The 25,710-nt window shown below is 70.1% G+C and carries 27 protein-coding genes; 13 read left to right on the forward strand and 14 right to left on the reverse strand.

Annotated features, from left to right (window positions below; translation table 11 throughout):
• The first annotated feature begins 115 nt into the window (after positions 1-115).
• The 3 genes from ACAG26_RS14560 (at position 116) to ACAG26_RS14570 (ending at position 2,402) form a co-directional block, all read left to right on the forward strand.
• Complete coding sequence (locus ACAG26_RS14560; RefSeq protein ID WP_370483314.1) at positions 116-994, forward strand: LpqN/LpqT family lipoprotein; 879 nt, start codon at positions 116-118, stop codon at positions 992-994.
• Positions 995-1,057: 63 nt separating this feature from the next.
• Positions 1,058-1,396, forward strand: a complete 339-nt coding sequence (locus ACAG26_RS14565; RefSeq protein WP_370483316.1) for a hypothetical protein — start codon at positions 1,058-1,060, stop codon at positions 1,394-1,396.
• A 22-nt stretch (positions 1,397-1,418) separates the two neighbouring features.
• Positions 1,419-2,402, forward strand: coding sequence for a bile acid:sodium symporter family protein (locus ACAG26_RS14570; protein ID WP_370483438.1), 984 nt, complete (start codon positions 1,419-1,421; stop codon positions 2,400-2,402).
• Here the strand turns inward: ACAG26_RS14570 and ACAG26_RS14575 are convergent.
• Positions 2,389-2,994 (reverse strand): YqgE/AlgH family protein, encoded by a 606-nt coding sequence (locus ACAG26_RS14575; protein ID WP_071029400.1) that lies wholly within the window; start codon positions 2,992-2,994, stop codon positions 2,389-2,391. The genes ACAG26_RS14570 and ACAG26_RS14575 overlap by 14 nt on opposite strands.
• 115 nt (positions 2,995-3,109) lie before the next feature.
• On the opposite strand from ACAG26_RS14575, the gene ACAG26_RS14580 reads away from it, so the two are divergent.
• Complete coding sequence (locus ACAG26_RS14580; RefSeq protein ID WP_370483318.1) at positions 3,110-4,441, forward strand: MFS transporter; 1,332 nt, start codon at positions 3,110-3,112, stop codon at positions 4,439-4,441.
• Between the two features lie 65 nt (positions 4,442-4,506).
• Positions 4,507-5,280: a TIGR03084 family metal-binding protein gene (locus tag ACAG26_RS14585; protein WP_370483321.1), complete on the forward strand. Its 774-nt coding sequence runs from the start codon at positions 4,507-4,509 to the stop codon at positions 5,278-5,280.
• A gap of 90 nt (positions 5,281-5,370) precedes the next feature.
• On the opposite strand, the gene ACAG26_RS14590 is transcribed toward ACAG26_RS14585, so the two are convergent.
• From ACAG26_RS14590 to ACAG26_RS14605, 4 genes are read right to left on the reverse strand one after another with little or no spacing between them, the layout of a single operon-like run.
• Positions 5,371-5,499, reverse strand: a complete 129-nt coding sequence (locus ACAG26_RS14590; RefSeq protein ID WP_370483322.1) for a hypothetical protein — start codon at positions 5,497-5,499, stop codon at positions 5,371-5,373.
• Complete coding sequence (locus ACAG26_RS14595) at positions 5,496-5,777, reverse strand: DUF1778 domain-containing protein (protein WP_370483324.1); 282 nt, start codon at positions 5,775-5,777, stop codon at positions 5,496-5,498. The genes ACAG26_RS14590 and ACAG26_RS14595 overlap by 4 nt, the downstream gene beginning before the upstream one ends.
• Positions 5,778-5,830: 53 nt before the next feature.
• Positions 5,831-6,346, reverse strand: a complete 516-nt coding sequence (locus tag ACAG26_RS14600; RefSeq protein ID WP_370483326.1) for a pullulanase — start codon at positions 6,344-6,346, stop codon at positions 5,831-5,833.
• 23 nt (positions 6,347-6,369) lie between these two features.
• Positions 6,370-7,812: a CCA tRNA nucleotidyltransferase gene (locus tag ACAG26_RS14605; protein WP_370483327.1), complete on the reverse strand. Its 1,443-nt coding sequence runs from the start codon at positions 7,810-7,812 to the stop codon at positions 6,370-6,372.
• A 210-nt stretch (positions 7,813-8,022) separates the two neighbouring features.
• On the opposite strand from ACAG26_RS14605, the gene ACAG26_RS14610 reads away from it, so the two are divergent.
• From ACAG26_RS14610 to ACAG26_RS14645, 8 genes are all read left to right on the forward strand, one after another.
• Positions 8,023-8,784 (forward strand): NUDIX hydrolase, encoded by a 762-nt coding sequence (locus tag ACAG26_RS14610; protein ID WP_370483329.1) that lies wholly within the window; start codon positions 8,023-8,025, stop codon positions 8,782-8,784.
• Positions 8,785-8,812: 28 nt separating this feature from the next.
• Positions 8,813-11,215 carry a hypothetical protein gene (locus ACAG26_RS14615; protein ID WP_370483331.1) on the forward strand — a complete coding sequence of 801 codons (2,403 nt, stop codon included), beginning with the start codon at positions 8,813-8,815 and terminating at the stop codon, positions 11,213-11,215.
• A complete protein-coding gene (gene murJ, locus ACAG26_RS14620; protein WP_370483333.1) occupies positions 11,212-14,769 on the forward strand; it encodes a murein biosynthesis integral membrane protein MurJ in 3,558 nt (1,185 codons plus the stop codon). Before ACAG26_RS14615 ends, murJ begins: the two co-directional genes overlap by 4 nt.
• Positions 14,770-14,910: 141 nt before the next feature.
• Positions 14,911-15,492 (forward strand): RNA polymerase sigma factor SigM, encoded by a 582-nt coding sequence (gene sigM / locus ACAG26_RS14625; protein ID WP_370483334.1) that lies wholly within the window; start codon positions 14,911-14,913, stop codon positions 15,490-15,492.
• 5 nt (positions 15,493-15,497) lie between these two features.
• The gene (locus ACAG26_RS14630; RefSeq protein ID WP_370483336.1) at positions 15,498-16,034 is read left to right on the forward strand and encodes a hypothetical protein; all 537 of its coding nucleotides are present in this window, start codon (positions 15,498-15,500) and stop codon (positions 16,032-16,034) included.
• A 71-nt stretch (positions 16,035-16,105) separates the two neighbouring features.
• Positions 16,106-17,083, forward strand: coding sequence for a thioredoxin-disulfide reductase (trxB, locus tag ACAG26_RS14635; RefSeq protein ID WP_370483337.1), 978 nt, complete (start codon positions 16,106-16,108; stop codon positions 17,081-17,083).
• Complete coding sequence (gene trxA / locus ACAG26_RS14640) at positions 17,080-17,421, forward strand: thioredoxin (RefSeq protein WP_370483339.1); 342 nt, start codon at positions 17,080-17,082, stop codon at positions 17,419-17,421. The genes trxB and trxA overlap by 4 nt, the downstream gene beginning before the upstream one ends.
• 157 nt (positions 17,422-17,578) lie before the next feature.
• Positions 17,579-18,802: a peptidoglycan-binding protein gene (locus tag ACAG26_RS14645; RefSeq protein ID WP_370483341.1), complete on the forward strand. Its 1,224-nt coding sequence runs from the start codon at positions 17,579-17,581 to the stop codon at positions 18,800-18,802.
• On the opposite strand, the gene ACAG26_RS14650 is transcribed toward ACAG26_RS14645, so the two are convergent.
• The 9 genes from ACAG26_RS14650 to rpmH form a co-directional block, all read right to left on the reverse strand.
• Positions 18,789-19,505, reverse strand: coding sequence for an acetyltransferase (locus ACAG26_RS14650; RefSeq protein WP_370483343.1), 717 nt, complete (start codon positions 19,503-19,505; stop codon positions 18,789-18,791). The genes ACAG26_RS14645 and ACAG26_RS14650 overlap by 14 nt on opposite strands.
• 288 nt (positions 19,506-19,793) lie before the next feature.
• A complete protein-coding gene (locus ACAG26_RS14655) occupies positions 19,794-20,783 on the reverse strand; it encodes a ParB/RepB/Spo0J family partition protein (RefSeq protein WP_370483344.1) in 990 nt (329 codons plus the stop codon).
• A gap of 84 nt (positions 20,784-20,867) precedes the next feature.
• Entirely contained in the window at positions 20,868-21,869 is a 1,002-nt protein-coding gene (locus ACAG26_RS14660) for a ParA family protein (RefSeq protein WP_370483347.1), read from the reverse strand.
• Positions 21,866-22,561, reverse strand: a complete 696-nt coding sequence (rsmG, locus tag ACAG26_RS14665) for a 16S rRNA (guanine(527)-N(7))-methyltransferase RsmG (RefSeq protein WP_370483349.1) — start codon at positions 22,559-22,561, stop codon at positions 21,866-21,868. The genes ACAG26_RS14660 and rsmG overlap by 4 nt, the downstream gene beginning before the upstream one ends.
• 52 nt (positions 22,562-22,613) lie before the next feature.
• The gene (locus ACAG26_RS14670) at positions 22,614-23,174 is read right to left on the reverse strand and encodes a protein jag (RefSeq protein WP_370483351.1); all 561 of its coding nucleotides are present in this window, start codon (positions 23,172-23,174) and stop codon (positions 22,614-22,616) included.
• A 49-nt stretch (positions 23,175-23,223) separates the two neighbouring features.
• A complete protein-coding gene (gene yidC, locus ACAG26_RS14675) occupies positions 23,224-24,258 on the reverse strand; it encodes a membrane protein insertase YidC (protein ID WP_370483440.1) in 1,035 nt (344 codons plus the stop codon).
• A gap of 43 nt (positions 24,259-24,301) precedes the next feature.
• Positions 24,302-24,649, reverse strand: a complete 348-nt coding sequence (yidD, locus tag ACAG26_RS14680; RefSeq protein WP_370483353.1) for a membrane protein insertion efficiency factor YidD — start codon at positions 24,647-24,649, stop codon at positions 24,302-24,304.
• On the reverse strand, positions 24,646-25,008 hold the full coding sequence (gene rnpA / locus ACAG26_RS14685) for a ribonuclease P protein component (RefSeq protein ID WP_370483355.1): 363 nt from the start codon (positions 25,006-25,008) through the stop codon (positions 24,646-24,648). The genes yidD and rnpA overlap by 4 nt, the downstream gene beginning before the upstream one ends.
• Positions 25,009-25,030: 22 nt before the next feature.
• A complete protein-coding gene (gene rpmH, locus ACAG26_RS14690) occupies positions 25,031-25,174 on the reverse strand; it encodes a 50S ribosomal protein L34 (protein WP_019735309.1) in 144 nt (47 codons plus the stop codon).
• Positions 25,175-25,710 lie beyond the last annotated feature (536 nt).

Below are 25,710 nucleotides of genomic sequence, written 5' to 3' on the forward strand. Positions count from 1 at the left end.
ATTCCAGGTCGGTTCCAGGTCGATTCCGGCTCTGTCCCCGCGCGCGTGGCGCTGCTTACAGTCGCCTCGTGATGCGGGCTGCACCCGCCCGTAGCCGTTCGGAAGGACCCGACCCATGACGCAGACTGCCCGTCGCCGGCGACGACTGATCGGTGGGCTGGCCGCTGGTGTGGTCGCCGCCGCGGGCTTGGCCGGCGGCACCGCATCCGCCGAGCCCCTGTTCCCGTCGCCGCCCAGCCCGGCCCCAGCTCCGGCGGCCGTGCCGGTCACCCCCAACGCCGTCGGCACCAACCCGGCGGCCCTGGCGCCACCCGCGACCTTCCCCAGGGTGCCCGGCGCGCCGGTCCCGCCGGTCCAGCAGCCGGTGCTCACGCCGGCCCGCGCCGGAACGCTGCGCGACTACTTCGCCGCCAAGAACGTCGCGCTCGAGCCGCAGAAACCGCAGGGCTTCGACGCGCTCGACATCACCTTGCCGGTGCCGCCCGGGTGGACCCAGGTGCCCGATCCCAACGTGGTGGACGCGTTCGCGGTGATCGCCGACCGGCACGCCGACTCGCTGTACACCCCGAACGCGCAGGTGGTGGTCTACAAACTCGTCGGCGATTTCGACCCCGCGGAGGCCATCAGCCACGGCTACGTGGACAGCCAGCAGCAGCTGGGCTGGCGCACCACCAACGCGTCGCTGGCCCCCTTCGGCGGCTTCCCCTCCTCGCTGATCGAGGGCACCTACCGGCAAGACGCGATGACGCTGAACACCTCGCAGCGCTACGTCATCGCCACCTCGGGGTCGGACCGGTATCTGGTGTCGCTGGCGGTGACCACCGCGGCGACCCGGGCGATCGCCGCCGCCCCGGCCACCGACGCCATCATCAACGGCTTCCGGGTGGCGGCCCCCACCACGGCGCATGCGCCGGCGCCGCCGCCCGGGCCGGCGGGTGTGCCGGGCGCGCCCGCGGTGCCTGCACCCCCGAGGGCGCCCGGCTTCTCGGGTTGACCCGGCCCCGACGCGGGGTGAGCCGGGCATTCGGCGGCGATCCGCGCCTCGTATTGTGGGGCCATGCTGATCGCGGGTGTGCTATGCCTGTGCGCGGCCGTCGCGTCCACGATGGGTGGGCTGTGGACGCTGCGCCGGCCGCCCAGCGGCGACCCCGGCCAACAGGTTCTGCGTGCCATGGCGCCCACCCAGCTGGCCGCCGCGGTGCTGCTCGGCGTGGGTGGCGCGGTGGCCCTGGCCGGGCCGCCGCACGGCGCGGTGCCGGTGCTGGCGGTGTGTGTGCTGGGCGCGGTGGGCACCCTGGCGGCCGGGTCGTGGCAGGGTGCCCGCTACCTCGCCCGGCGCGAGGCGGCGGCCGCGTGCACCGGCAGTTGCGCGAGTTGCACCCTGTCTTGTCATTGACCGAAATGCGCCGCGGATCGTGCTGAAGCGGCTGTCGGCCTTCCCGGTCGACACGTTCTTGCTGGCGCTGCTGGCGGTGGTCGGCCTCGCCACCCTGCTGCCCGCCCACGGGGGCGCCGCTGACGTTCTGTCCGTCGCCACCAAGATCGCGATCGGGTTGCTGTTTTGGCTCTACGGCACCCGGTTGTCCCCGCAGCAGGCCTGGCACGGGCTGCGGCAATGGCGGCTGCACCTGCTGGTGCTGGCCACCACGTTCGTGGTGTTCCCGGTGCTCGGCCTGGCCGCGCGCGCGTTGGTGCCGTCGGTGCTGAGCATCGACCTGTACAGCGGGCTGCTGTTTTTGTGTCTGGTGCCCTCGACGGTGCAGTCGTCGATCGCGTTCACCTCGATCGCGCGCGGTCACGTCTCGGCCGCCATCGTGAGCGCCTCGCTGTCCAACATCCTCGGGGTGGCGCTCACCCCGCTGCTGGTGGTTTTGCTGATGCACACCAGTGGCGCACCTCACGTGGATGCGACCGCGATCCGCGACATCGTGCTGCAGCTGCTGCTGCCGTTCGCGGTCGGGCAGCTGATGCGGCCGTGGCTGGCCGGGCCGATCGCCGGCCACGCCCTGTTGACCAAGGCCGTCGACCGCGGGTCCATCCTGCTGGTGGTCTACACCGCGTTCTCCATCGGGATGACCGAGCAGATCTGGAGCACGGTGGAGCCCTGGCGGGTGGCGGCCGTCGCCGCGGTCAGCGCCGCGCTGCTGGCCGCGGTGCTGGCGTTCACCACGGCGGCCGGCCGGCTGGCCGGTTTTGACCGCGGCGATCAGATCGTGCTGCTGTTTTGCGGTTCCAAAAAGAGCCTGGCGTCGGGTCTGCCGATGGCGCTGGTGTTGTTCCCGGCCACCACGGTGGGGTTGATCATGTTGCCGTTGATGCTGTTTCACCAGATTCAGCTGGTGGTGTGCGCGGTGATCGCCAGCCGACTGTCCGGGGGGACTGAACCGGTCAGTTCCGGCTGAGGTCGATCGGGTGGGTGGCCAGCAGCGCCAGCGGCATGGGTTGGCGGCGCAGCACCCGACCCCATAGATCCACCCGCGGCTCCACCAGCACGTCGGAGGGCAACGCGGACAGCACGATCCAGTCGTCGCGCTCGATCTCCCCTTCGAGCTGCCCGATGGTCCAGCCGGAATACCCGGCGTAGATCCGCACCCCCTCCACGAACGGCGCGATCGTCTCGGGGTCGGCGTCCAGGTCGACCATCACCATCCGGCCCACGACGTGGCGCACCCCCGGGATGCCCTGCGGATCCACCCCGACCCGCAGCGCGGCCAGGCACAGCGCCGCGTCCCGTTTCACCGGTCCGCCGACAAACATCGTCTTGGGTTTGCTTGCCAGCTTGGCCCACTGCGGCAACACGTTGTACACCGCGGTTTCGCTGGGTCGGTTGAGCACCACGCCCAGGGTGCCGCCGTCGTTGTGTTCGACGATGTAGATCACACTGCGCCGGAAGGTCGGTTCCAGTAGCTCGGTGTTGGCCAATAACAGCGTGCCCGCGCGCACCCGATACGCCGCTGGCGCGACGTAGTCCTCGGGGTCTTCAGGTGCTGCCACTCCCCCATCATGGCATCCCGTACCCACTCCCTGTGGGGAACAGGCGCGGGCCGCGCCGATATTTGTACTGTGGTTTGGAGTCGGCGGCTTTCCCCCGCATTCGGAAGTAGGTTCTGTGGTTGATACGCGCGCACACGTCACGTTGTGGCGGTCGGCGCGCAGCCTGCGCGAGTTCTGGCGGCTGCTGGAGCTGCGGGCGGTAAGCCAATTCGGGGACGGGCTGTTTCAGGCCGGGCTGGCCGGGGCGCTGCTGTTCAACCCGGACCGGCCCGCCGACCCGTGGGTGATCGCGGGCGGCGCCGCGGTGCTGTATCTGCCCTACTCGCTGCTGGGCCCGTTCGCCGGGGCGCTGCTGGACCGGTGGGACCGGCGGCTGGTGCTGATCGCGGCCAATGTGGCCCGGCTGGTGCTGGTGCTGGGGATCGGGACCCTGCTGGCGGTCGGGGCCGGTGATCTGCTGGTGCTGTGCGCGGCGTTGCTGGCCACCGGGTTCAGCCGGTTCGTGTCCTCTGGGTTGTCGGCGGCGCTGCCGCATGTGGTGCCGCGCGAGCAGGTGGTCACCATGAACGCGGTGGCCATCGCCACCGGCGCCGTCGCGGCGTTCCTGGGTTTCGTGTTCATGTGGGTGCCCCGCTGGTTGATGGGCTCCGGGGACACCGGCGGCGCGACGGTCATTTTCATCGTCACCATTCCGGTGACGATCGCGTTGGTGCTGTCGGTGCGGTTCGCCCCCCGCATGCTGGGCCCCGACGACACCAAGCGCGCCATCCACGGCTCGGTGACCTACCTGGTGATCACCGGCTGGCTGTACGGCGCCCGCACCGTGCTGGATCGCCCGACGGTGGCGGCCACCCTGTCCGGGTTGGCCGCCCACCGGATGGTGTTCGGTATCAACACGCTGGTGCTGCTGGTGCTGATCCGCCACGTCGGCGCGCAGGAGGTGGCCGGGTTCGGTCCGGCAGCGTTGTTTGTCGCCGCCGCCGGGACCGGGTCGTTTCTGGCCACCGTGTTGACCCCGCCCGCGGTGCGCCGGTGGGGCCGCTACGCCACCGCCAACGGCGCCCTGGTCGCGGCCGCGCTCATTCAGACCGCCGGGGCCTTCTTGTACTTGCCGGTGATGATGGTGTGCGGGTTTTTCCTGGGCGTGGCGGGCCAGATGGTCAAGTTGTGCGTGGACACCGCCATGCAGATCGATGTTGACGACGCCCTGCGCGGGCACGTGTTCGCGGTACAGGACTCGGTGTTTTGGGTGTCGTTCGTGGCGGCGATCACCGCCGCGGCGGCGCTGATCCCCGACGACGGGCACGCCCCGCTGCTGATCCTGGCCGGGACACTCGTGTATCTGGCCGGGCTTGTCGCGCACGCTGTGATCGGGCGGGGGGCAACGTGCGCTGGCGGCCCCCGACGTCACGCCGAGATCGACATAACCGTGGAGAATCCCGAGTAGCCGCCTCGCTAACGCAGATCTCGGCGCCGGCTTTGCGTGGAGTACCCGCGCGTTAGGCTGCCGAAATGGCTAATGCTGCCCCGGTGGTCGCCGACCTGCGCGCCGAATCCGACGAGTTCGACGCGCTGGTGGCCTCGCTCCCCGCGCAGCGGTGGGCCGCCCCGACCCCGGCCCCGGGCTGGACCATCGCCCACCAGATCGGCCACCTGTTGTGGACCGACCGGGTGTCGCTGATCGCGATCACCGACGAGCCCGGCTTCGGCGAGGTGCTGACCGCCGCGTCGGCCAACCCCGCCGGGTTCGTCGATGCGGGGGCCGAGGAGCTGGCCGGCACCCCGCCATCGGCGCTGCTGGCCGACTGGCGCGACACCCGCACCCGGCTGCACGACGCGCTGCTGACCGTCGCCGATGGTCGCAAGCTGCCGTGGTTCGGGCCGCCGATGAGCGCGGCGTCGATGGCGACCGCGCGGTTGATGGAGACCTGGGCGCACGGGCTGGACGTCGCCGACGCGCTGGGGGTGACGCGCCCGGCCACCGCGCGGCTGCGCTCCATTGCCCACCTCGGGGTGCGCACCCGGGACTACGCGTTCATCGTCAACGGCCTGACCCCGCCGGCCGAAGAGTTTCACGTGGAACTACGCGCCCCCGGCGGCGACACCTGGTCCTGGGGCCCACCTGACGCCGCCCAGCACGTCACCGGATCCGCGGAGCATTTCTGCTTTTTGGTCACCCAGCGCCGCGCGTTGAGCACCCTGGACATCACCGCCGGCGGCGACGACGCCCGGCGCTGGCTGCAGATCGCGCAAGCCTTCGCGGGCCCGCCGGGGCCCGGGCGGTAGCTTTTGCGCCGACTGTGCCGATTCATCCGCGTCTTCTCGACCGATGCGTATCAATTCGCACACTGGACGGGAGGTGGGCCGCCCCGCGGCCTACTCGGGCCGCAGCGTCCGCCGGATGTCTTTCATCAGCAGCACCAGGTGCAGTTCGTCGGAACGGCAGCGGAAACCGGTCAGGTCGTGTTTGTCGGCCAACCGCTCGGGCGGTCCGTACGCGGTCACTCGCTGAACGGCGACGGGCGCTGCATCAATCGGCGCAACCCCGTGAGGTCGCGGGCGGGTCGCGCGTTCACGTCGTCCCACTGCTGCCGCGCCGCGGGATCCAGGTCAAAACGGTCCCGGTCCGCCAGGATCCGCCGAGCGGCTTCGGAGGCGTGGGTGATGACGAAGTCGGTCAGGTCAGTTCCGCTGGCACGCACGGCGCGGTCGATCAACTCGCGCTCCTCTGGCGTCGTGCGCAAGTCCATCCGCCGATTCCGGCGGCGCAATTCCGTACCCACGGCCCCGCCTCCCTCACTCTGTACGTCCACTGTACGGCCGAGTCGGTGGCGGGTCACAACACTGTCGCCCCGTCGGCGGTGCCGTCGCCGTCGCTGTCGGTGAGCTTGATGTCCCACCGCCCGTCGCCGTCGGTGTCGATGTAGGCCGTGTGGTAGCCGCCACTGCCGCTGCCCACCATCACCCGGTCGGCCAGCCCGTCGCCGTCGAAGTCAACCAACCGATCCTCGGCGGTACCGTCACCGTCGAAGTCGACCAGCGGGCCGCCGGCGTGTTCGACACCGTCGAGACCGAACCAGCGCACTCCGCCACCTCGGTCCATCGTCACCGCCCAGGTGCCGGACCCGTCGTCGGTGAAGTAGGCCTCCGGGGTGCCGTCGTTGTCGAGGTCGAGCACCGCGTGATCGGCCACGCCGTCCCCGTCCAGGTCGGCCAGCGCGTCATCACGCAGCCCGTCGCCGTCGAAATCCAGGCCGACCGCGTCCAGCTGGCCGTCCCCGTCGAGATCCAGGTCGGGCGCGGCGTCCCAGATCGAGGCCGAACCGTCGCCGTCGCCCAAGCAGTACTCCATACCGGTGAGACGGCTACCGGTGGCTACTGGTTCCCGCGTTCCTTCCACCACGCCAGCAGTTCGGCGGTGGCCTCCTCGTGGGACAGCGGGCCGCGGTCCAACCGCAGCTCCTTGAGGTAGCGCCAGGCCTCGCCGACTTGGGGCCCGGCCGGGATCCCCAGCAGCTGCATGATCGCGTTGCCGTCCAGGTCGGGCCGCACCCGCTGCAGATCTTCCTGCGCGGCCAGCGCGGTGATCCGCTGCTCCAACTGGTCGTAGTTGGCCTGCAGCCGGGCGGCACGCCGCTTGTTGCGGGTGGTGCAGTCGGCGCGGACCAGTTTGTGCAGCCGTGGCAGCAACGGGCCCGCGTCGGTGACGTAACGGCGCACCGCCGAATCGGTCCACTTGCCGTCGCCGTAGCCGTGGAAGCGCAGATGCAGGTACACCAGCTGCGACACGTCGTCGACCATCTGTTTGGAGTACTTCAGCGCCCGCATCCGCTTGCGGGTCATCTTGGCGCCGACCACCTCGTGGTGGTGGAAGCTCACCCCGCCGTTGGCCTCGTGGCGCCGGGTGGCGGGCTTGCCGATGTCGTGCAGCAACGCCGCCCACCGCAACACCAGGTCAGGGCCCTCGTCCTCGAGCGCGATCGCCTGCCGCAGCACGGTCAGCGAATGCTGATAGACGTCCTTGTGCTGGTGGTGTTCGTCGATGGCCATCTGCATGCCGCCGATCTCGGGGAGCACCACCTCCCCCATCCCGGTCTGCACGATCAGGTCGACCCCGGCGACCGGGTCAGCGCCGAGCATCAGCTTGTCCAGTTCGGCGGCCACCCGTTCGGCGGTGATGCGGCCCAGCTGCGGCGCCATCTCCTCAATCGCGGCCCGCACCCGCGGCGCGACGGTGAAGCCGAGCTGCGCGACGAACCGCGCGGCGCGCAGCATCCGCAGCGGGTCGTCGCCGAACGACACCTGCGGCGCCGACGGGGTATCCAGCACGCCGGCCCGCAGCGCCGCCAACCCGCCCAGCGGATCGAGGAACTCGCCCGGTCCGGTCGGGGTGACGCGCACCGCCATCGCGTTGGCGGTGAAGTCGCGGCGCACCAGGTCGTCCTCGAGGCGGTCCCCGAACCGCACTTCCGGATTGCGGGAGACCTGGTCGTAGCTGTCGGCACGGAAGGTGGTGATCTCCAGCCGGTGATCGTCCTTGCCGACGCCGACGGTGCCGAACTCGATGCCGGTGTCCCACAGCGCATCGGCCCAGGACCGCACGATGCGCTGCACCCGGTCGGGGCGGGCGTCGGTGGTGAAGTCCAGATCCGGGCTCAACCGGCCCAGCAGCGCGTCGCGCACCGATCCGCCGACCAGAAACAGTTCGTGGCCGGCCGCGGCGAACAGTTCGCCGAGTTCACGCAGCACCGCGGCGTGGCGGTTCAATGCGACCGCGGCCGCGGTCAGCAGCTCGGCGTCGTCAGGGGCTTCGGGCACGTTCGGACAGCCTAGTCCGACCTGGTGAGGCACGCCGAATGTGCGTCCAGGGCGAAGAATCGGCGCACATCCCGCCCTACGCGCACACTCGGCGGAAGCCGCGACGCCGGGCACCCGCATGGACAAGGGCGGGACACGGTTTGCCCACGGGCAGGTGTATACGGGCGAGTGCGCCGGAGGCGGCCAGGCGCGCCAGCTACTATCGCATGGGTGTCGGACGGCGAAAAAGCCCAACCAAAGCGACGCCGAGGCCGGCGCCGCGGTCGGCGCGCTGCTGACTCCGCCACCAACCGCGCCGAGAACCGGACTGTCGAAACCGCGGCCGACGGCGCCACCCCCACCAGTCGGCCCAAACCGCGCCGTCCCCGCTCGACCCATCACGGCCCCGGTCGGCTGCGCACCGTGCACGAGACCTCCGCCGGGGGGCTGGTCATCGACGGCATCGACGGGCCGCGCGAGGACCAAGTCGCCGCGCTGATCGGGCGCATCGACCGCCGCGGCCGGATGCTGTGGTCCCTGCCGAAGGGCCACATCGAGGTCGGCGAGACCGCCGAGCAAACCGCGATCCGGGAGGTCGCCGAGGAGACCGGGGTGCAGGGCAGTGTGCTGGCGGCGCTGGGCAGCATCGACTACTGGTTCGTCACCGACGGCCGGCGCGTGCACAAGACCGTGCACCACTACTTGATGCGCTTCTCCAGCGGTGAACTGTGCGACGACGATGTGGAGGTCGCCGAGGTGGCCTGGGTGCCGATCGGGGAACTGGAATCCCGCCTGGCCTACGCCGACGAACGGCGGCTGGCGCAGGTGGCCGACGAATTGATCGACAAACTGCAAACCGGCGGTCCGGCCGCGTTACCGCCGCTGCCCGCGAGCGCGCCGCGGCGTCGACCCCAGACGCATTCGCACACCCGCAACCACCGTGTCGACGAGCCAACACCGGGCCGGAGGAACGGTCGCGGGCCGGTGCCGTGACGCGCCGATGTCGATGCACAGCGCAGCGATGAGCAGGGGCGGCGCTTCCACCCAGTCGACGACGGTGCACAGCGCGGGCAGAACCAGGTGCCTGGCCGCGGTGGTTGGCATCGTGGTCGGCCTAGCGGCGCTGCTGGCCCTGCCCGGCGCGCTCCCCCGCGCCGGGGCCGGCGAGCCCGGGACGGCGCCGTTTGTCCAAGTGCGGATCGACAAGGTGACCCCGACGGTGGTGACCACCACCAGCGAGCCGGTGGTCACCGTCATCGGGACGGTGGCCAACGTCGGCGACCGCCCGGTCCGGGATGTGATGGTGCGCCTCGAGCACGCCGCGGCCGTCGCCTCCTCGGCCGGGTTGCGCACCAACCTCGACGGCGCCAACGATCAGTTCCGTCCGGTGGACACCTTCGTGACGATCTCCGAGGAACTGCAGCGCGGACAGGAGATCGGTTTCACGCTGTCCGCCCCGGTGCGTGCGGTGGACCAGCCGTCGCTGGAGATTGACCGGCCCGGGGTGTACCCCGTGCTGGTCAACGTCAACGGCACCCCCGACTACGGTGAACCCGCCCGGCTCGACGACGCCCGGTTCCTGCTGCCGGTGCTGGGGGTCCCCGCGAACCCGGACGAGCCGGCCGCCGACCCGCTGACCGGGGTGGTTGCGCCCGACACCTCCAAACCGCTGCAGCTGACCATGCTGTGGCCGCTGGCCGACCGGCCCCGGCTGGCGCCCGGTGCGCCGGGCGGCAGCCGGCCGGTTCGGCTGAGCGACGACGAGCTGGCGAAATCGCTGGCCGCCGGGGGCCGGCTGGACACCCTGCTCTCGGCGCCCGAGTTCGCCACCAGCCCCGCCGTGGACCCCGACGGGGCCGTGGGCCGCTCGCTGTGCCTGGCCGTCGACCCGGACCTGCTGGTCACGGTCAACGCGATGACCAGTGGCTACGTGGTCGCCGACTCCTCCGACGGCGCCACCCGCCCGGGCGCCGGGCAGGCCGCGGCGGGCGCCTGGCTGGACCGGTTGCGGTCCCTGGCACACCGGATGTGCGTGGCGGCGTCCCCGTATGCCCAGGCCGATCTCGGCGCACTGCAGCGGGTCGGCGACCCGGGCCTCAACGCGATCGCGGTCACCAGCCCCGCCGACGTCGTCGATCAGATTCTCGGGGTGACCTCCACCCGCGGCGTGACCCTGCTCGGCGACGGACCGTTGACCGGCGGGGTGGTCGACCTGCTCAGCGGCCAGGGCAACACGGTGGCGGTCACCGCCGGCGACTGCGCCGCCCAGGACACCGCGACCGGCGCCCTGACCACGACCGACGTCAAGCCGCGGCGGATGTCACCGCAGGTCATCGCCGCACCGTTTGACCCGGCCGTCGGCGCGGCGCTGGCCGCCGCCGGCGCCGAACCGGTGGCCCCGACCTACCTGGACGCGTCGCTCAACGTCCGGCTGCGCCACGCCTCGGCGGTCGCGCGGCGCCAGGACGCGCTGGGCTCCATGCTGTGGCGCGCGCTCGAACCCGGCGCCGGGCCGCGGGTGGAGGTGCTGATGCCGCCGACCTCCTGGGCGCCGCAGCCCGACGACGCGCAGGCCATCCTGACCACGCTGGCCACCACCATCCGCGCCGGGCTGGCCGTGCCGCGGCCGCTGACGGTGACGATCACCGATGCGCAGACCGCCGTCGGCGCGCCGCAGCCCCGCAGCACCGACGGCGTCGTCGCCCGCGGCGACTTCGACGACAGCGTCGTCGCGGAGATCAACACCCAGGTGACCCGGCTGTGGGGGCTGACCTCCGCGCTGACCACCGACGTGCGCACCGGGCTGTCCGGGGTGGCCTACACCGCGCCGCTGCGCGAAGACATGCTGCGGGCGCTGTCCCAGGCCGAGCCGCCGGATAGCCGCAACGGGCTGGCCCACCATCGGCTCGGCACCGTCGGCGCCGCCATCGACGACCTGTTCGCCGGGGTGACGATCGTCAACCCCGGGGGCTCCTACACGCTGGCCACCGAACACAGTCCGCTGCCGCTGGCGCTGCGCAACGACCTGGCGGTGCCGGTCCGGGTGCGCCTGCAGGTCGACGCCCCGCCGGGGATGACGGTCTCCGACGTCGGCGAGATCGAGTTGCCCCCGGGCTACCTACCGCTGCGGGTCCCAATCGAGGTGCGGTTTAACCAGCGCGTCGCCGTGGACGTGGCGTTGCGCACCCCCGACGGGCTGCCGCTGGGTGAACCGGCCCGGCTCTCGGTGCACGCCAACGCCTACGGCAAGGTGCTGTTCGCGCTGACGCTGACCGCCGCGGCGGTGTTGGTCACGCTGGCCGGCCGGCGGCTGTGGCACCGCTTCCGCGGGCAACCCGACCCCGCCGACCTGGACCGCCCCGATCCGGAGCAGGCGGTACACCCGGGACGCCACCGCGCCACCGACGAAGAGCCGCCGGCATGAGCGCCCCGAATCAGCGGCTCCCGGCGCCGCGGCGCGCGGAACTGTCCGACGCGGCGGTGGTGTCGCGGTCCTGGGGCATGGCGCTGGCGACCCTGGTCAGCCGGATCACCGGCTTCATCCGGATCGTGCTGCTGGCCGCGATCCTGGGCGCGGCGCTGTCCAGTGCCTTCTCGGTGGCCAACCAGTTACCGAACCTGATCTCGGCGCTGGTGTTGGAGGAAACCTTCACCGCGATCTTCATCCCGGTGCTGGCCCGCGCCGAACGCGACGACGCCGACCGGGGGGCGGCCTTCGTCCGGCGGCTGGTCACACTGGCCGCGACCATGCTGCTGGTGGTCACGCTGCTGTCGGTGACCGCGGCGCCGCTGCTGGTCCGGCTGATGCTGGGCCGCGACCCGCAGGTCAACGAGCCGTTGACCGTCGCGCTGGCCTACCTGCTGTTGCCGCAGGTGGTGTTCTACGGCTTGTCCTCGGTGTTCATGGCGATCCTCAACAACCGCAACGTATTCGGGCCGCCGGCGTGGGCCCCGGTGATCAACAACGTGGTCGCAATCAGCACGCTGGTGCTGTATCTGGCGGTGCCGGGCGAACTCTCGGTGGATCCGGTGCGGATGGGCAACGCCAAGCTGCTGGTGCTGGGCATCGGCACCACGCTGGGGGTGGTCGCCCAGATGGCGGTGCTGCTGACGGCGATCGCCCGTCAGCACATCAGCCTGCGGCCGCTGTGGGGGATCGACGCGCGCCTCAAACAGTTCGGTGCGATGGCCGCCGCGATGGTGCTCTACGTCCTGATCAGCCAGGTCGGCCTGGTGGTCACCAACCAGATCGCCGCCACCGCAGCGGCTTCCGGGCCGGCCATCTACAGCTACACCTGGTTGGTGTTGATGCTGCCGTTCGGGTTGGTCGGGGTGACGGTGCTGACCGTGGTGATGCCGCGGCTGAGCCGGAACGCCGCCGCCAACGACACCCCCGCCGTGCTCGGCGACCTGTCGCTGGCCACCCGGCTGACCATGATCACGTTGATTCCGGCGGTGGCGTTGATGACCGTCGGCGGCCCCGCGTTGGGCAGCGCACTGTTCGCTTACGGCAACTTCGGCGACGTCGACGCCGGTTACCTGGGCGCCGCGATCTCACTGTCGGCGTTCACGCTGATCCCGTACGCGCTGGTGCTGCTGCAGCTGCGGGTCTTCTACGCCCGCCAGCAGCCCTGGACGCCGATCACCATCGTCGTCGTCATCACCACCGTCAAGATCATCGCGTCGCTGATCGCGCCGCACGTAACCGCCCACCCGGACCTGGTGGCCGGATACCTGGGCTTGGCCAACGGCCTCGGATTCTTGGCCGGCGCCGTCGTTGGCTACTACCTGCTGCGACGCACCCTGCGCCCGGCCGGGGGTCAGCTGGTCGACCTCACGGTGGTGCGCACCATTCTGGTCACCGTCGCGGCATCGCTGCTGGCCGGGCTGGTCGCCTACGTGTCGGATCGGCTGCTGGGATTGGCGGCGCTGACCGACCACGGCGGTCTGGGTTCACTGCTGCGGCTGGCGGTGCTGGCGGTGATCATGGTCCCGATCGTGACGGCCACGCTGCTGCGCGCCGAGGTGCCCGAGGCGCGGGCCGCGCACGCTGCAATCCGGCGCCGATTCGGGGGCAGCCAACTAATCCTGCCCCCGCCCGGACAGGTCGTTGCCCGCGACCAGCCGCCCCACCGTCCCCAGGTCACGTACTCTGAGCGGAGGAATTCGTTCACGCCGGGGGGGTACCGGGTCGAGCAACCCGTCCGACGGGAACCTCCGGCGCCCATCGCCGGCGGCGGGATACGGAAGGGGTCGGAGGTGGCCGATAACCACTCGGACAGCACCTCGGCCACACCTGCGCCCGAGGTTTCCGACCGGGCGCAGGGGCAGGCCGCGGACGACTTCCAGCCCGATGTAGGGGCCGACGTGCAGATCGGCACCGTGGCCCCGTCGGTGGCGCCGACCCGGCCGAACAGCGATTTCGCCGGCGATCCCACCCGGGAGCCGATCGCGTTCGACGCACCGCACGAATCGGCGCTGGACTCCTCGGCCTCGGCCGACGATATGCAACTGGTCCCCGGCGCCAGTATCGCCGGCGGCCGGTACCGGCTGCTGGTGCTGCACGGCACCACCCCGGTGCTGCAGTTCTGGCAGGCGCTGGACACCGCCTTGGACCGGCAGGTGGCGCTGACCTTCGTCGACCCGGATCGGCTGCTGCACGCCGACGAAGTGCACGAGATCCTGTCCCGCACCCTGCGGCTGAGCCGGATCGAGATGCCGGGCATCGCCCGCGTCCTCGACGTCGTGCACACCCGGTCCGGTGGCCTGGTGGTCGCCGAGTTTATCCGGGGCGGATCGCTGCGGGAGGTGGCCGACACCGCGCCCTCCCCGGTGGGTGCCGCCCGCGCCGTCCAGTCGCTGGCCGCCGCCGCCGAGGCCGCCCACCACGCCGGCGTGGCCCTGTCGATCGACCACCCCAGCCGGGTGCGGGTCAGCATCGAAGGCGACGTCGCGTTGGCGTTCCCGGCGACCATGCCCGAGGCCCAGCCCGAAGACGATATCCGCGGCATCGGCGCCGCCCTGTACGCGCTGCTGGTCAACCGGTGGCCGTTGCCGGAGTCCGGGGCGCCCAGCGGGCTGGCCCCCGCGGAGCGGGACAACAGCGGAAATCCCCGCGAGCCCCGCAACGTCGACCCCGACATCCCGTTCCAGATCTCGGCGGCGGCGTCGCACGCCGTGCAATCCGACGGCGGGATCCGCAGCGCGTCGACACTGTTGAACCTGCTGGAGCAGGCGACCGCGGTGGCCGACCGCACCGACCTGTTGACCCCGATCGACGAGTCCGAGCCCCCGCCGGACCAGCGCCGCGCCGGCGCCCCGCTCGATGACGCGGCCCGGGAACGCCGCCGCCGCGGCCTGATGATCGGGATCGGGGTGGGTGCGGTCATCCTGGTGGTGGCCCTGGTGGTGCTGGCGTCGGTGCTCAACAGCATGTTCGGCGACGTCGGCGGCTTCCGCAAGGACCAGCTGGGGCTCAACAGCCCGTCGGCCGCCGAGTCATCGGAGTCGGCCGAACCGACCAGTGCCGCCGGGCCGGGCAGCACCGTCAAACCGGTGCGGGCGACCGTGGTTCCGGAAGGACCCGACGCCGACAACCCCGGGCAGGCCGACAAGGCGATCGACGGCAACCCCGCCACCGCCTGGCCCACCGACACCTACCATGACCCGGTCCCGTTCCCGAGCTTCAAGAAGGGTGTCGGGCTGCTGCTGCAGTTGCCGAAACCCACCGACGTCAAGTCCGTCACCATCAACGTGCCCAGCACCGGCACCAAGGTCGAACTGTTCACCTCGACCAAGATGGACGACAAATCGAAGCTGACGTCGACGCCGCAGTCGCTGCGGCCGGGCCCCAACAAAATCGAGGTCAACGCCACGTCGTCGACGTCCACGCTGCTGGTGTGGATCTCCACGCTGGGCACCACCAACGGCGAAAGCCGCACCGAGATCTCCGAGATCACCATCCAGGGCACCACCTAGCGGTTGCGCGTCGCCGAGATTGCGCACACGGTCGTTGCGTCCGCCGCCGGATTCGCAGCCCCCACGGCAATCTCAGCGGCCGCCAGGCAACCCCACCGCGGGTGAAGTGCCGGCTTGGCCCCGGGTGGCTAGGGTCCGGCCATGGAGTGCCGAGGACCCGAGCGCAGCGACGGGGAGCTGCTGGCCGCTCATGTCGCCGGGGACCGCTACGCCTTCGAAGAACTCTTCAACCGGCACCGGCGGCGGCTGCACCGGCTGGCGCGGCTGACCAGCTGCAGCCCCGAGGACGCGGCGGACGCCGTGCAGGACGCGATGCTGTCGGTGCATCGCGGTGCCGGCGCATTTCGCCACGACGCCGCGGTCGGCAGCTGGCTGCACCGCATCGTGGTGAACGCCTGCCTGGACCGGCGCCGGCGCGCCAAGGCGCATCCCACCGCCGTCTTGGATGACTGCAGTCCCGCGGTCGCCGACCGCACCGCCCAGGTGGAGACCGCGGTGGTGGTGCAGCGCGCATTGCTGCGCCTGCCGGTCGAGCAGCGGGCCGCCGTCGTCGCCGTCGATATGCACGGGTACTCGATCGCCGACGCGGCCCGCGTCCTGGGGGTGGCCGAAGGCACCGTCAAAAGCCGCTGTGCCCGGGCCCGCGCGCGGCTGGCCCCGCTGTTGGCGTCGACGCGACCGGGACCTGTGCATCACGGGCCAACTGGGCATGGCGGACACTGATCGGGATGAATGCCGTCAAAGACGACCCCGAGGACCCGACGCCGGCCGACGCCGGCCCGCCGGCTCCGGCGGAGTCGCCCGGCCGCAGCCGGCCGGCCCACTCGATTCGGCCACGCACCCGGCCCGCGCTGGTGGCGGCGGTCGCCGGGCTGGCGGCCACCTTGACCGCCGTCGGGATCGGCACCGCCGCGTTGGTCCGTGTCCCCGCCCCGACGCCCCCCGCCCAGCAGACCCTGCATCAGATCACCGTGACCCCGGTCATCCCGCTGTCCGATGTGGAGATTCTCGCCCTGCTGACCCGCGACCCCGACTACGGGCAGCTGAGCAACCCGCAACGGCTGGCGTCGTGCCTGCGTGGCCTGGATTACCCGGCCTCCACCCGGATACTGGGTGCGCGCCCGATCCAGCTCGACGGCAAACCGGCGGAGCTGCTGGTCGTGCCCGGTGACAAGGCTGACACCGTCATCGCATTGGCGGTGGCCACCAACTGCAGCGCGGTGGATACCGGGCTGCTGGCCGATACCACCGTCACCCGCCGGTAACGTGCTCGGGGAACAGCGCGGCCTACCCTGGCGTTGGTAGACGCTGTAGCTTGCCCAGCGGAAAGGTTCTTATGACCGGCACATCCCCTGTCCATAACGTCATCGTCATCGGTTCTGGGCCCGCTGGGTACACCGCGGCGATCTACGCCGCGCGGGCGCAGTTGGCGCCGGTGGTGTTCGAAGGCACCTCCTTCGGTGGGGCGTTGATGACCACCACCGAGGTGGAGAACTTCCCCGGATTCCGCGAGGGCATCCAGGGCCCGGCGTTGATGGATGAGATGCGCGAACAGGCCCAACGCTTCGGCGCCGACCTGCGAATGGAAGACGTCGAATCCGTCGATCTGGGCGGCCCGGTCAAATCGGTGACCACCGCCGACGGGGAAACCTATCGGGCGCGGGCGGTCATCTTGGCGATGGGCGCGGCCGCGCGCTACCTGCACGTGCCCGGTGAACAGGAACTGCTCGGGCGCGGCGTCAGTTCGTGCGCCACCTGTGACGGATTCTTCTTCAAAGACCAAGACATCGCGGTGATCGGCGGCGGCGACTCGGCGATGGAAGAGGCCACCTTTTTGACCCGCTTCGCCCGCAGCGTGACCATCGTGCATCGCCGCGACGAGTTCCGCGCATCGCGCATCATGCTCGACCGCGCCCGCAGCAACAACAAGATCCGCTTCCTGACCAACCACACCGTCGCCGCGGTCCAGGGTGACACCACGGTGACCGGATTACAGTTGCGCGACACCGCCACCGGCGCGCAAACCACCCTGGCGGTGACCGGCGTCTTCGTCGCGATCGGCCACGACCCCCGCTCACAGCTGGTCCGCGACACCCTCGACGTCGACCCCGACGGATACGTCCTAGTCCGCCAACCCACCACCCACACCTCACTGCAGGGCGTCTTCGCGGCCGGCGACCTCGTGGACCGCACCTACCGACAAGCAATCACCGCCGCCGGAACCGGCTGCGCCGCGGCCATCGACGCCGAACGCTGGCTGGCGGAATCCGAAGACACCAGGGAAACCGACGCTTTGATGGGAGCATCCCGATGACCAACACCGAGAACAGCGGCGCCACCGTGACCGTCTCCGACGCTTCCTTCGCCTCGGCGGTGCTGTCCAGCAATACGCCTGTGCTCGTGGACTTTTGGGCAACCTGGTGCGGCCCGTGCAAGATGGTGGCCCCGGTGCTCGAAGAGATCGCGGCCGAGAAGGCCGGCGCACTCACCGTCGCCAAGCTGGACGTCGACGCCAACCCGGAAGCCGCCCGCGATTTCCAGGTCGTCTCCATTCCCACGCTGATCTTGTTCAAGGACGGTCAGCCGGTCAAACGGATCGTCGGCGCCAAGGGCAAGGCCGCCCTGCTGCGCGAGCTCGCTGACCTCGTCTGAGGAGTCGGCCCGAACACACCGATCTGGTCACTGTTCGGCTGGTGTTTTCCGAAAATCGGCGGGTATCTGCGACAATGCTGACGAGTCTGCCTTGTACTCGTCAGCGCTGTTAGCCCGGCTCAGTGCTGCTAATAACGGTGACCGGAGGGTCTGAGCTATGTCATCGAGTCTGCGTCGGGGCGCAGGCGACCCGCTGCGTCGCGGGGACCGCAGCAGCGCGGTCATCGAGATCCGCGCCGCGCTGGCCGCACTGGGACTGGTGGACAGCCCGGACGCCGACCTGACCACGGGCAAGCATGTGCTGCCCGACGTCTTCGACGCCGAACTCGATCAGGCGGTGCGCGCGTTTCAGCAGCAGCGCGGGCTGCTGGTGGACGGAATCGTCGGCGCGGCCACCTATCGGGCGCTCAAAGAAGCCTCCTACCGGCTCGGCGCCCGCACGCTGCATCACCAATTCGGCGCCCCGATGTACGGCGACGATGTCGCCACCCTGCAGGCGCGGTTGCAGGACCTCGGTTTCTACACCGGCCTGGTCGACGGGTACTTCGGTCTGCAGACGCACAACGCGCTGATGTCCTACCAGCGCGAGTACGGGCTTTCCGCCGACGGTATCTGCGGCCCAGAAACGTTGCGCTCCTTGTACTTCCTGTCGTCACGGGTGACGGGCGGTTCGCCGCACGCGATCCGCGAGGAAGAGCTGGTGCGCCGATCCGGGCCGAAACTCTCGGGCAAACGCATCATCATCGACCCGGGCCGCGGCGGCTCGGACCACGGCCCCATCATGCGCGGCCCGGAGGGCCCGATCAGCGAGGCAGATGTGCTGTGGGACTTGGCGAGTCGACTCGAGGGCCGGATGACGGCGATCGGCATGGAAACATTCCTGTCCCGGCCGCCCAGCCACAGTCCGTCGGACACCGACCGGGCCAACACCGCCAATGCGGTCGGTGCCGATCTGATGATCAGCCTGCGATGCGCGGCGCACCCCAGCCCGGCGGCCAACGGTGTGGCGTCGTTCCACTTCGGCAACTCACACGGCTCGGTGTCCACCATCGGTCGTAACCTGGCGGACTTCATTCAACGAGAAGTGGTGGCGCGCACCGGTTTACAGGATTGCCGGGCGCACGGCCGGACGTGGGACCTGCTCCGGCTGACCCGGATGCCCACCGTTCAGGTCGACGTCGGCTACATGACCAACCCGCGTGACCGGGCGATGCTGGTCACCACCGGAACCCGGGACGCGATCGCCGAAGGCATCTTGGCGGCGGTCAAACGCCTGTACCTGTTGGGCAAGAACGACCGCCCCACCGGCACCTTCACCTTCGCCGAACTGCTGGCGCACGAGTTGGCCGTCGAACAGGCCAGCCGGGTCACCGGCCGGTAGCCGCCGCGCCGGCCCCCACCGGCTGCTGCAACTGCGCGTTCTCCAACAGCCGTTCGAGGGCCGCTTCCACCTCTGCCTTCCAGCCCAAGCCCTTATCCAGCTCCAGCCGCAGCCGGGGAAAGTAGCGGTGCGGGGCGACCACGGTGAAACCCACGTCCTGGAGGAAGTCGGCGTCGATCACGCAGTGCTCGACCGAGCAGTCCCCCGGAGCGCTCAGCACCCGCTGCACGTCGTCGTCCACCGCGGGCGCCTCCTGCAACTCAGCGGTGGCCGGCGTGCGGCCGAACGCCTCCAGCGCGCGCACGCCGCGACGGACCAGTTCGTCGACCACCCGGGCGACCAGGTCGTGTTGCAGGCCCTCGGCGGCATGCCCGGGCTCCACCCCCATCGACGTCAGCAGCACCGCGTCCGCCGACACCGGCGCAGTGGGAAAGTGCTGGGCCCGCGGCACCGCCCGCGGCGGCGCGTACAGGATGTAGCCCAGGCAAGCCGGCTCCGGCGGGGGCGCGGTCGCGATCTGCCCACACGAACCCCACTCCAGCATGACCATCGACAACCAGGCTTCTTTTTCGAACTCCGGGTCGGTGAGATGGTCGTCGGTGCGCAGCGTCGCCGGATCGACCTCCCAGAAGATGCAACGGCGGGCATGCTTGGGCAACTGATCGAAGGCGTCGAGTGCCAGCGGTGTAATTCGAGCAGACACTAGATCCCTGGTCTCCCGTGCGACGCCACATCCGGTTGCCAGGATCGGCCCGGGCGGCACCGCGGTGCCCGCCCTGGGCCACCTCGTCGACCGATAAATAAACGCATCACGATGCTTCTAGGATAGGGAGTCGCGCTCCGGCGGGCTAGGGTCACTGCGACCACCCCTCGGGCGTCACTTTCGGTACCAATTGCCCTGGTGCACAGTCGGTTTCCCACAGCGGCCGAGCCGAGCCCGGGGCGTCGGCGACCGCGGTGTCACAGTGACGGAATCGGGTGGTATGTCCGGTCAGCCCTCGGAGCTGCTCATCAGGTCCACAATGCGCTGCAGGTCATCGACCGATCCGAACTCGACGACGATCTTGCCCTTGCGTTTGCCGAGGCTGACCGTGACCCGGGTGTCGAACGCCGTCGACAGCCGTTCGGCGACGTCCTGCAGCCCGGGCATCTGGATGGGTTTGCGTCGCGGCGGGGCCGGCGTGGTGGTGCCGCCGTGATTGGCCAACGTGACCGCTTCTTCGGTGGCTCGCACCGACAGGCCCTCGGCGACGATGCGGGCCGCCAATTCCTCCTGCGCCTCGGGGCCGGCCTCCAGGGACAGCAAGGCCCGGGCGTGCCCGGCGGACAGCACCCCCGCCGCGACGCGCCGTTGCACCGCGATCGGCAGCCGCAGCAGCCGAATCATGTTGGTAATCAACGGGCGCGACCGCCCGATGCGGGCCGCCAGTTCCTCGTGGGTGACGCCGAACTCATCGAGTAGCTGTTGGTAGGCCGCCGCCTCTTCCAGCGGGTTCAGTTGCACCCGGTGGATGTTTTCCAGTAGCGCATCGCGCAGCAGATTCTCTTCGTCGGTCTGCCGCACGATGGCCGGGATGGTGTCCAGGCCGGCCTGCTGGGCGGCACGCAGCCGCCGCTCCCCCATCACCAGTTGGTAGCGGGGGCCCTGGTCCTCGGTGACGTCCAGCGCGCGGACCACGATCGGCTGCATCAACCCGAACTCGCGGATCGAGTGCACGAGCTCGGCCAACGCCTCCTCATCAAACACCTGACGCGGTTGGCGCGGGTTCGGTTGGATCAACGCCGGGTCGATCTCGCGGTAGACGGCACCGGGCCCGGCGGTGTCCGGCAGCGCCGGGCCGCCCAACACCACGTCGGCGGCCGCAGCACCCATCCGCGGCCCCAGCGGCGAGGGCCCCGACTCACCGTCGGCCGGGCCGGTGGGAATCAGTGACGCCAAGCCGCGGCCCAGGCCGCCCTTCCTACGCGATGGTTGAGTCATCGCCGCCGTTCCTCCTCATCGCTCCGTCCCCGTCGTCACCGCGCGGCTGGGGGTGCCGCCACGCCATCGTCATTGTCGCCGACATCAGCGCTGCCCCGTCGGCGGATGGTCCCGCCCGGCGAGTTCGCGGCTGGCGTCCAGATAGCTCATCGCGCCGCGCGAACCGGGGTCGTAGTCGATGATCGTCATGCTGTAGCCGGGCGCCTCGGAGACCTTGACGCTGCGTGGGATCACCGTCCGCAGCACCTTGTCGCCGAAGTACCGGCGCACCTCCTCGGCCACCTGATCGGCCAGCTTGGTCCGACCGTCATACATCGTCAGCACCACCGTCGTCACCTCGAGCTGCGGGTTGAGATGAGCTTTCACCATCTCGATATTGCGCATCAGCTGCGACACGCCCTCCAGGGCGTAGTACTCGCACTGGATCGGGATCAGCACCTCCGGCGCGGCGACGAGCGCGTTGATGGTCAGCAAGCCCAGCGAGGGCGGGCAGTCGACGAACACGTAATCGAAGTCGAACTCGTCGAGCTGGGCGAGCGCATTGCGCAGCCGGTTCTCCCGGGCCACCATGCTGACCAACTCGATCTCGGCGCCGGCCAGGTCGATGGTGGACGGCACACAGAACAACCGGTCGCTGTGCGGGCTGCGCCGGATCGCCTGCTGTAGCGAGATCTCGCCGAGCAGCGCCTCATACGAGGACGGGGTGCCGGACTGGCGCTCGGCGATTCCCAGCGCGGTGCTGGCATTGCCCTGCGGGTCCAGGTCGACGACCAATGTCTTGAGCCCCTGGACGGCGAGCGCGGCCGCGAGGTTGACGGCCGTCGTCGTCTTGCCGACCCCGCCCTTCTGATTCGCGACGGTGAACACCCGGCGGTGTCGCGGCCGCGGCAGGCGGTCGTGGGCGGTGTGCAGCACCTGCATGGCGCGCTCCGCCGCCGCCCCGATCGGGGTGTCGTACTCGTTCGTCGTTTCACGTGAAACATCGGTGTTGGGCACCGGCCGCACCTCCGGCGGCTGTTGGACCGGTCGCGGTGTCACCGGCGCCGCCCCGGGTACCGGGGCCGCCGGGCCACGTGGCGCACTCATGCGTTCCTCCTCGCTGTAGGCGCGCGTCGCGCCGCCGTTCGCTCCCCGCGCCGCGCTGACACCACGGTTGCGGGCGGAGTCAAATAGTTCACGCCACATCTCACCACCCTGACATTGTCCGCACCCAGTGCGGTCATCACACGCCGGTGTTCCCGGACTTCCTCGGCGGCCCGCTCCCCCTTGATCGCCAGCATCCTTCCGTCCCGGCGCAGCAGCGGCAGGCTCCACTTGGTGAGCTTGTCCAACCCGGCGACCGCCCGTGACACCACGGCGTCGACTTCTCCGATCCGGCGACGCACCGGCGACTCCTCGGCGCGACCCCGCACCACGTCCACATCCACACCCAACTCCGCGACCGCCTCGTGCAGAAACTCGCTCCGGCGCAACAGGGGTTCGACGAGGCTGACGGTCAGGTCCGGCCGGGCGATCGCCAACACCAGCCCGGGCAACCCGGCCCCGCTGCCGATGTCGACCACCCGCTCCCCCGCCTCGAGCAGTTCGCCGACGGCCGCACAATTGAGGAGGTGTCGCTCCCACAGCCGGTCGACTTCCCGCGGGCCGAGCAGGCCCCGCTCCACCCCCGCCCCCGCGAGGACCTCGGCGTAGCGCTGGGCGAGTTCCAGTCGCGGCCCGAACACGTCTCGGGCGGCGGCAGGCGGTTCAGCCACAACGACCTGTTTCACGTGAAACATTCCTCCGGTCTTCCGGGGACGGCTGTGCGGCCGAACTACATCGATGTAACTCTTAGTCGGGCAGGACGACGACCCGGCGGGACGGCTCCACGCCCTCGCTCTCGCTGTGCACCCCAGCCACCGCCGCGACCGCATCGTGAACGATCTTGCGCTCGAAGGGCGTCATCGGCGCCAGCTGCTCGTCCTGGCCGCTGTCCAGCACCCGACGGGCCACCTTCTCGCCCAGCGCGGTGAGTTCTTCGCGGCGGCGGCGCCGCCAGCCCGCGATGTCGAGCATCAGCCGGCTACGCTCCCCCGTCTTCTGGTGCACGGCCAGCCGCGTCAGCTCCTGCAGCGCGTCGAGCGCCTCACCGTTGCGGCCGACCAACTTGGTGAGGTCCGCGCCGCCGTCGATGCTCACCACCGCCCGGTCGCCCTCGACGTCGAGATCGATGTCGCCGTCGAAGTCGAGCAGGTCCAGCAGCTCCTCCAAATAGTCGCCGGCGATTTCGCCCTCGGCCACCAGCCGCTCCTCCAGATCGGAGCCCGTGTCGGTGCCCTCGGCCCCGTCGCGGTACTCCCCTTCCAGCGACTGCGTCTCGGCGTCAGATTGTGTGGTGTCGGCGTCCGTCATGCCTGTCTCCCTCTTCCCTCGGTCACCGTCGTCCCGGTTCCGGTCTCGGTCACCGCTTACGCTTCTTTTGTTTGGGCGCTGGCCGCGTGGTCTTCTTCGCCGCGGTGGGCTTCCCCGTCTCGGTTGCGGCCGGCTGTGCGTCGGTTACCTCGCCGTCGGCCTCGGCGCTGTCCACCGTCGTCGACACCCCGCTACCGCCGGCGGCCTTCGGCGTGCGTTTCGGCTTGGCTCCCGGTGCCGGCGCATTCGCCGCCCGGCGGCGCAGCGCCTCTTCCTTTTTCGCCTCGTCTTCCTTGGCGATCATGCCGAACACGTAATGCTGCTGGCCGAAGGTCCAGATGTTGTTGGAGAACCAGTAGAAGATGATCGCCAGCGGCAGGAACGGCCCACCGACCACCACGCCCAGCGGGAACACGTAGAGCGCCAGTTTGTTCATCATCGCCGTCTGCGGGTTGGCGGCGGCCTCCGGGCTCTGCCGGGCCACCGACGCCCGGCTGTTGAAGTAGGTCGCGATCCCGGCCAGGATCATCACCGGCACACCGACGGCGATCACCGCCCACCGGTTGAACTCGAAATTCGAGAACGCCGCGAGGCTGGCCTGGTTCTGGGTCATGCTCGCGCTCAGCGGCGCCCCGAACAGGTTCGCGTCGAGGAAGTGGCCGACGTCGGTCGCGTCGAAGAAGTAGTTGCCCAGCTTCCGGTTTTCCTCGGGCGAGAGCCCCAGTTGGCCGAACCCGGTGCTGGTCCGGTTGAACGAGCGCAGCACGTGATACAGCCCCAGGAACACCGGCACCTGCGCCAGCATCGGCAGACAGCCCAGCAACGGATTGAAGTCGTGTTCGCGCTGCAGCTTCTGCATCTCCAGCGCCATGCGCTGCCGGTCCTTGCTGTACTTCTTCTGCAGCGCCTTGATCTGCGGCTGCAGCTCCTGCATTTGGCGGGTGGTGCGGATCTGCTTGACGAACGGCTTGTACAGCAGCGCGCGCAGGGTGAAAACCAGGAACATCACCGACAGCACCCAGGTGAAGAAGCTGGCCGGGCCCAGTCCCGGCACGAGACTGAATACCTTGTACCAGAGCCACATGATCCCCGACACCGGGTAGTACACGTAGTCGAGGCTGACCGGATCAAAGGACAAGGCGCTCACTCTCCGTTCGCTTCGCTGGGGGGTCCCAGACCTCGCTGACGTCGTGGTGGTGCGCGCAAGATCCGGCTCGTTCGGGTATCGGGTCCCATCCTCCCCGATGCCACGGCCCGCATTTGGCCAGCCGCAGCACGCTCAGCCAGGCGCCGCGGAGCAGCCCGTACTCGGTCAACGCATCCACGGCGTATTGGCTGCAGGTGGGGATGAACCGGCAACTCGGCAGCCGCAGCGGCGACACCAGATGCCGATACAGATTGATCACAAACAGCAGCCCACGAACCGGTAGTGCCCGCACGTTTCGCCACTGTCGCAGGGCCCCGGCTGGCCTCACCGGTCGAATCCCTCGACCTGATGGATACGCCGCAGCCCGGCCCGCAGCTGCTGTTCGAGTCGCGCCGACACCGCATGCCGACTGCTGGGCCGCGCCCGGATCACCAGCTGTTCGGTCGGGCTCAGCTCCGGAAGCACCGTACGGCAGACGTGCCGCAACCGGCGCGCCACCCGATGCCGATCCACCGCCGATCCGACCGCCTTCGCCACGACCAAGCCGACCCGCGGCCCCGGCTCCGCGCCGGCCCCGCCCACCCGGCGGGCGTGGAGGACGATATCGGGCTGCACGGCGCGCGTTCCATGCTTGACCGTCGCACTGAAATCGGATGACCGACGCATCCGGTACTGCGCGGGAAGCACCGCCTTGATACCCGCGACCGGATCAGGCAGTCAACGAACGGCGGCCTTTACGACGCCGGCCGGAAACAATGGCGCGCCCCGCACGGGTACGCATCCGCAACCGGAAGCCGTGCACCCGGGCGCGGCGACGGTTGTTCGGCTGGAAGGTCCGCTTGCCCTTGGCCACGGCGAATTCTCCTCATACGTCTGGCATCGTCTTCGACATCAGACCGTGCAGTCGTGTCCGTCGAAGGCGGGAGCCTCGATAAACTTTGCGTCTCGCTGGTAACCGGCGCGGTCCCCGACACAACACCGGGTCGCAGCCGTATCGCCGACGTTCGGGCGACTGTTCGAGGGTACTGATGCACGTTGTCCCGGTCAAACCTCGCCCCGCGGGCCCACCGGACCGCAACACAATCGTTAACTGTCGTCACTGCTGTCACGCCGTGTCAACGAATCGCACAGAACCCCCGGCAATGTCGCCGAACGATTGGTCCCCCGCCCGGAAAACTGTTAGCTTCGGGCAATGCCGTTTCACACCGGAACGGCGCCCGACAACGATGCGAGGATGGCGGAACGGCTCCCTGTCCAGACAACCCATGCTGGCTGTCTCGAGCGCCGACCCCACACACTGCGGCCACTAGGTCGCGACGCAAGGACGGACGTCCTTTCCACACTTGTGGATAACCGTGTGGACAGTTCGTCCCCGCTAGTAAGGTTGTG

The sequence above is a fragment of the Mycobacterium sp. pUA109 genome (genome assembly GCF_041287095.1).
Classification (GTDB): domain Bacteria; phylum Actinomycetota; class Actinomycetes; order Mycobacteriales; family Mycobacteriaceae; genus Mycobacterium.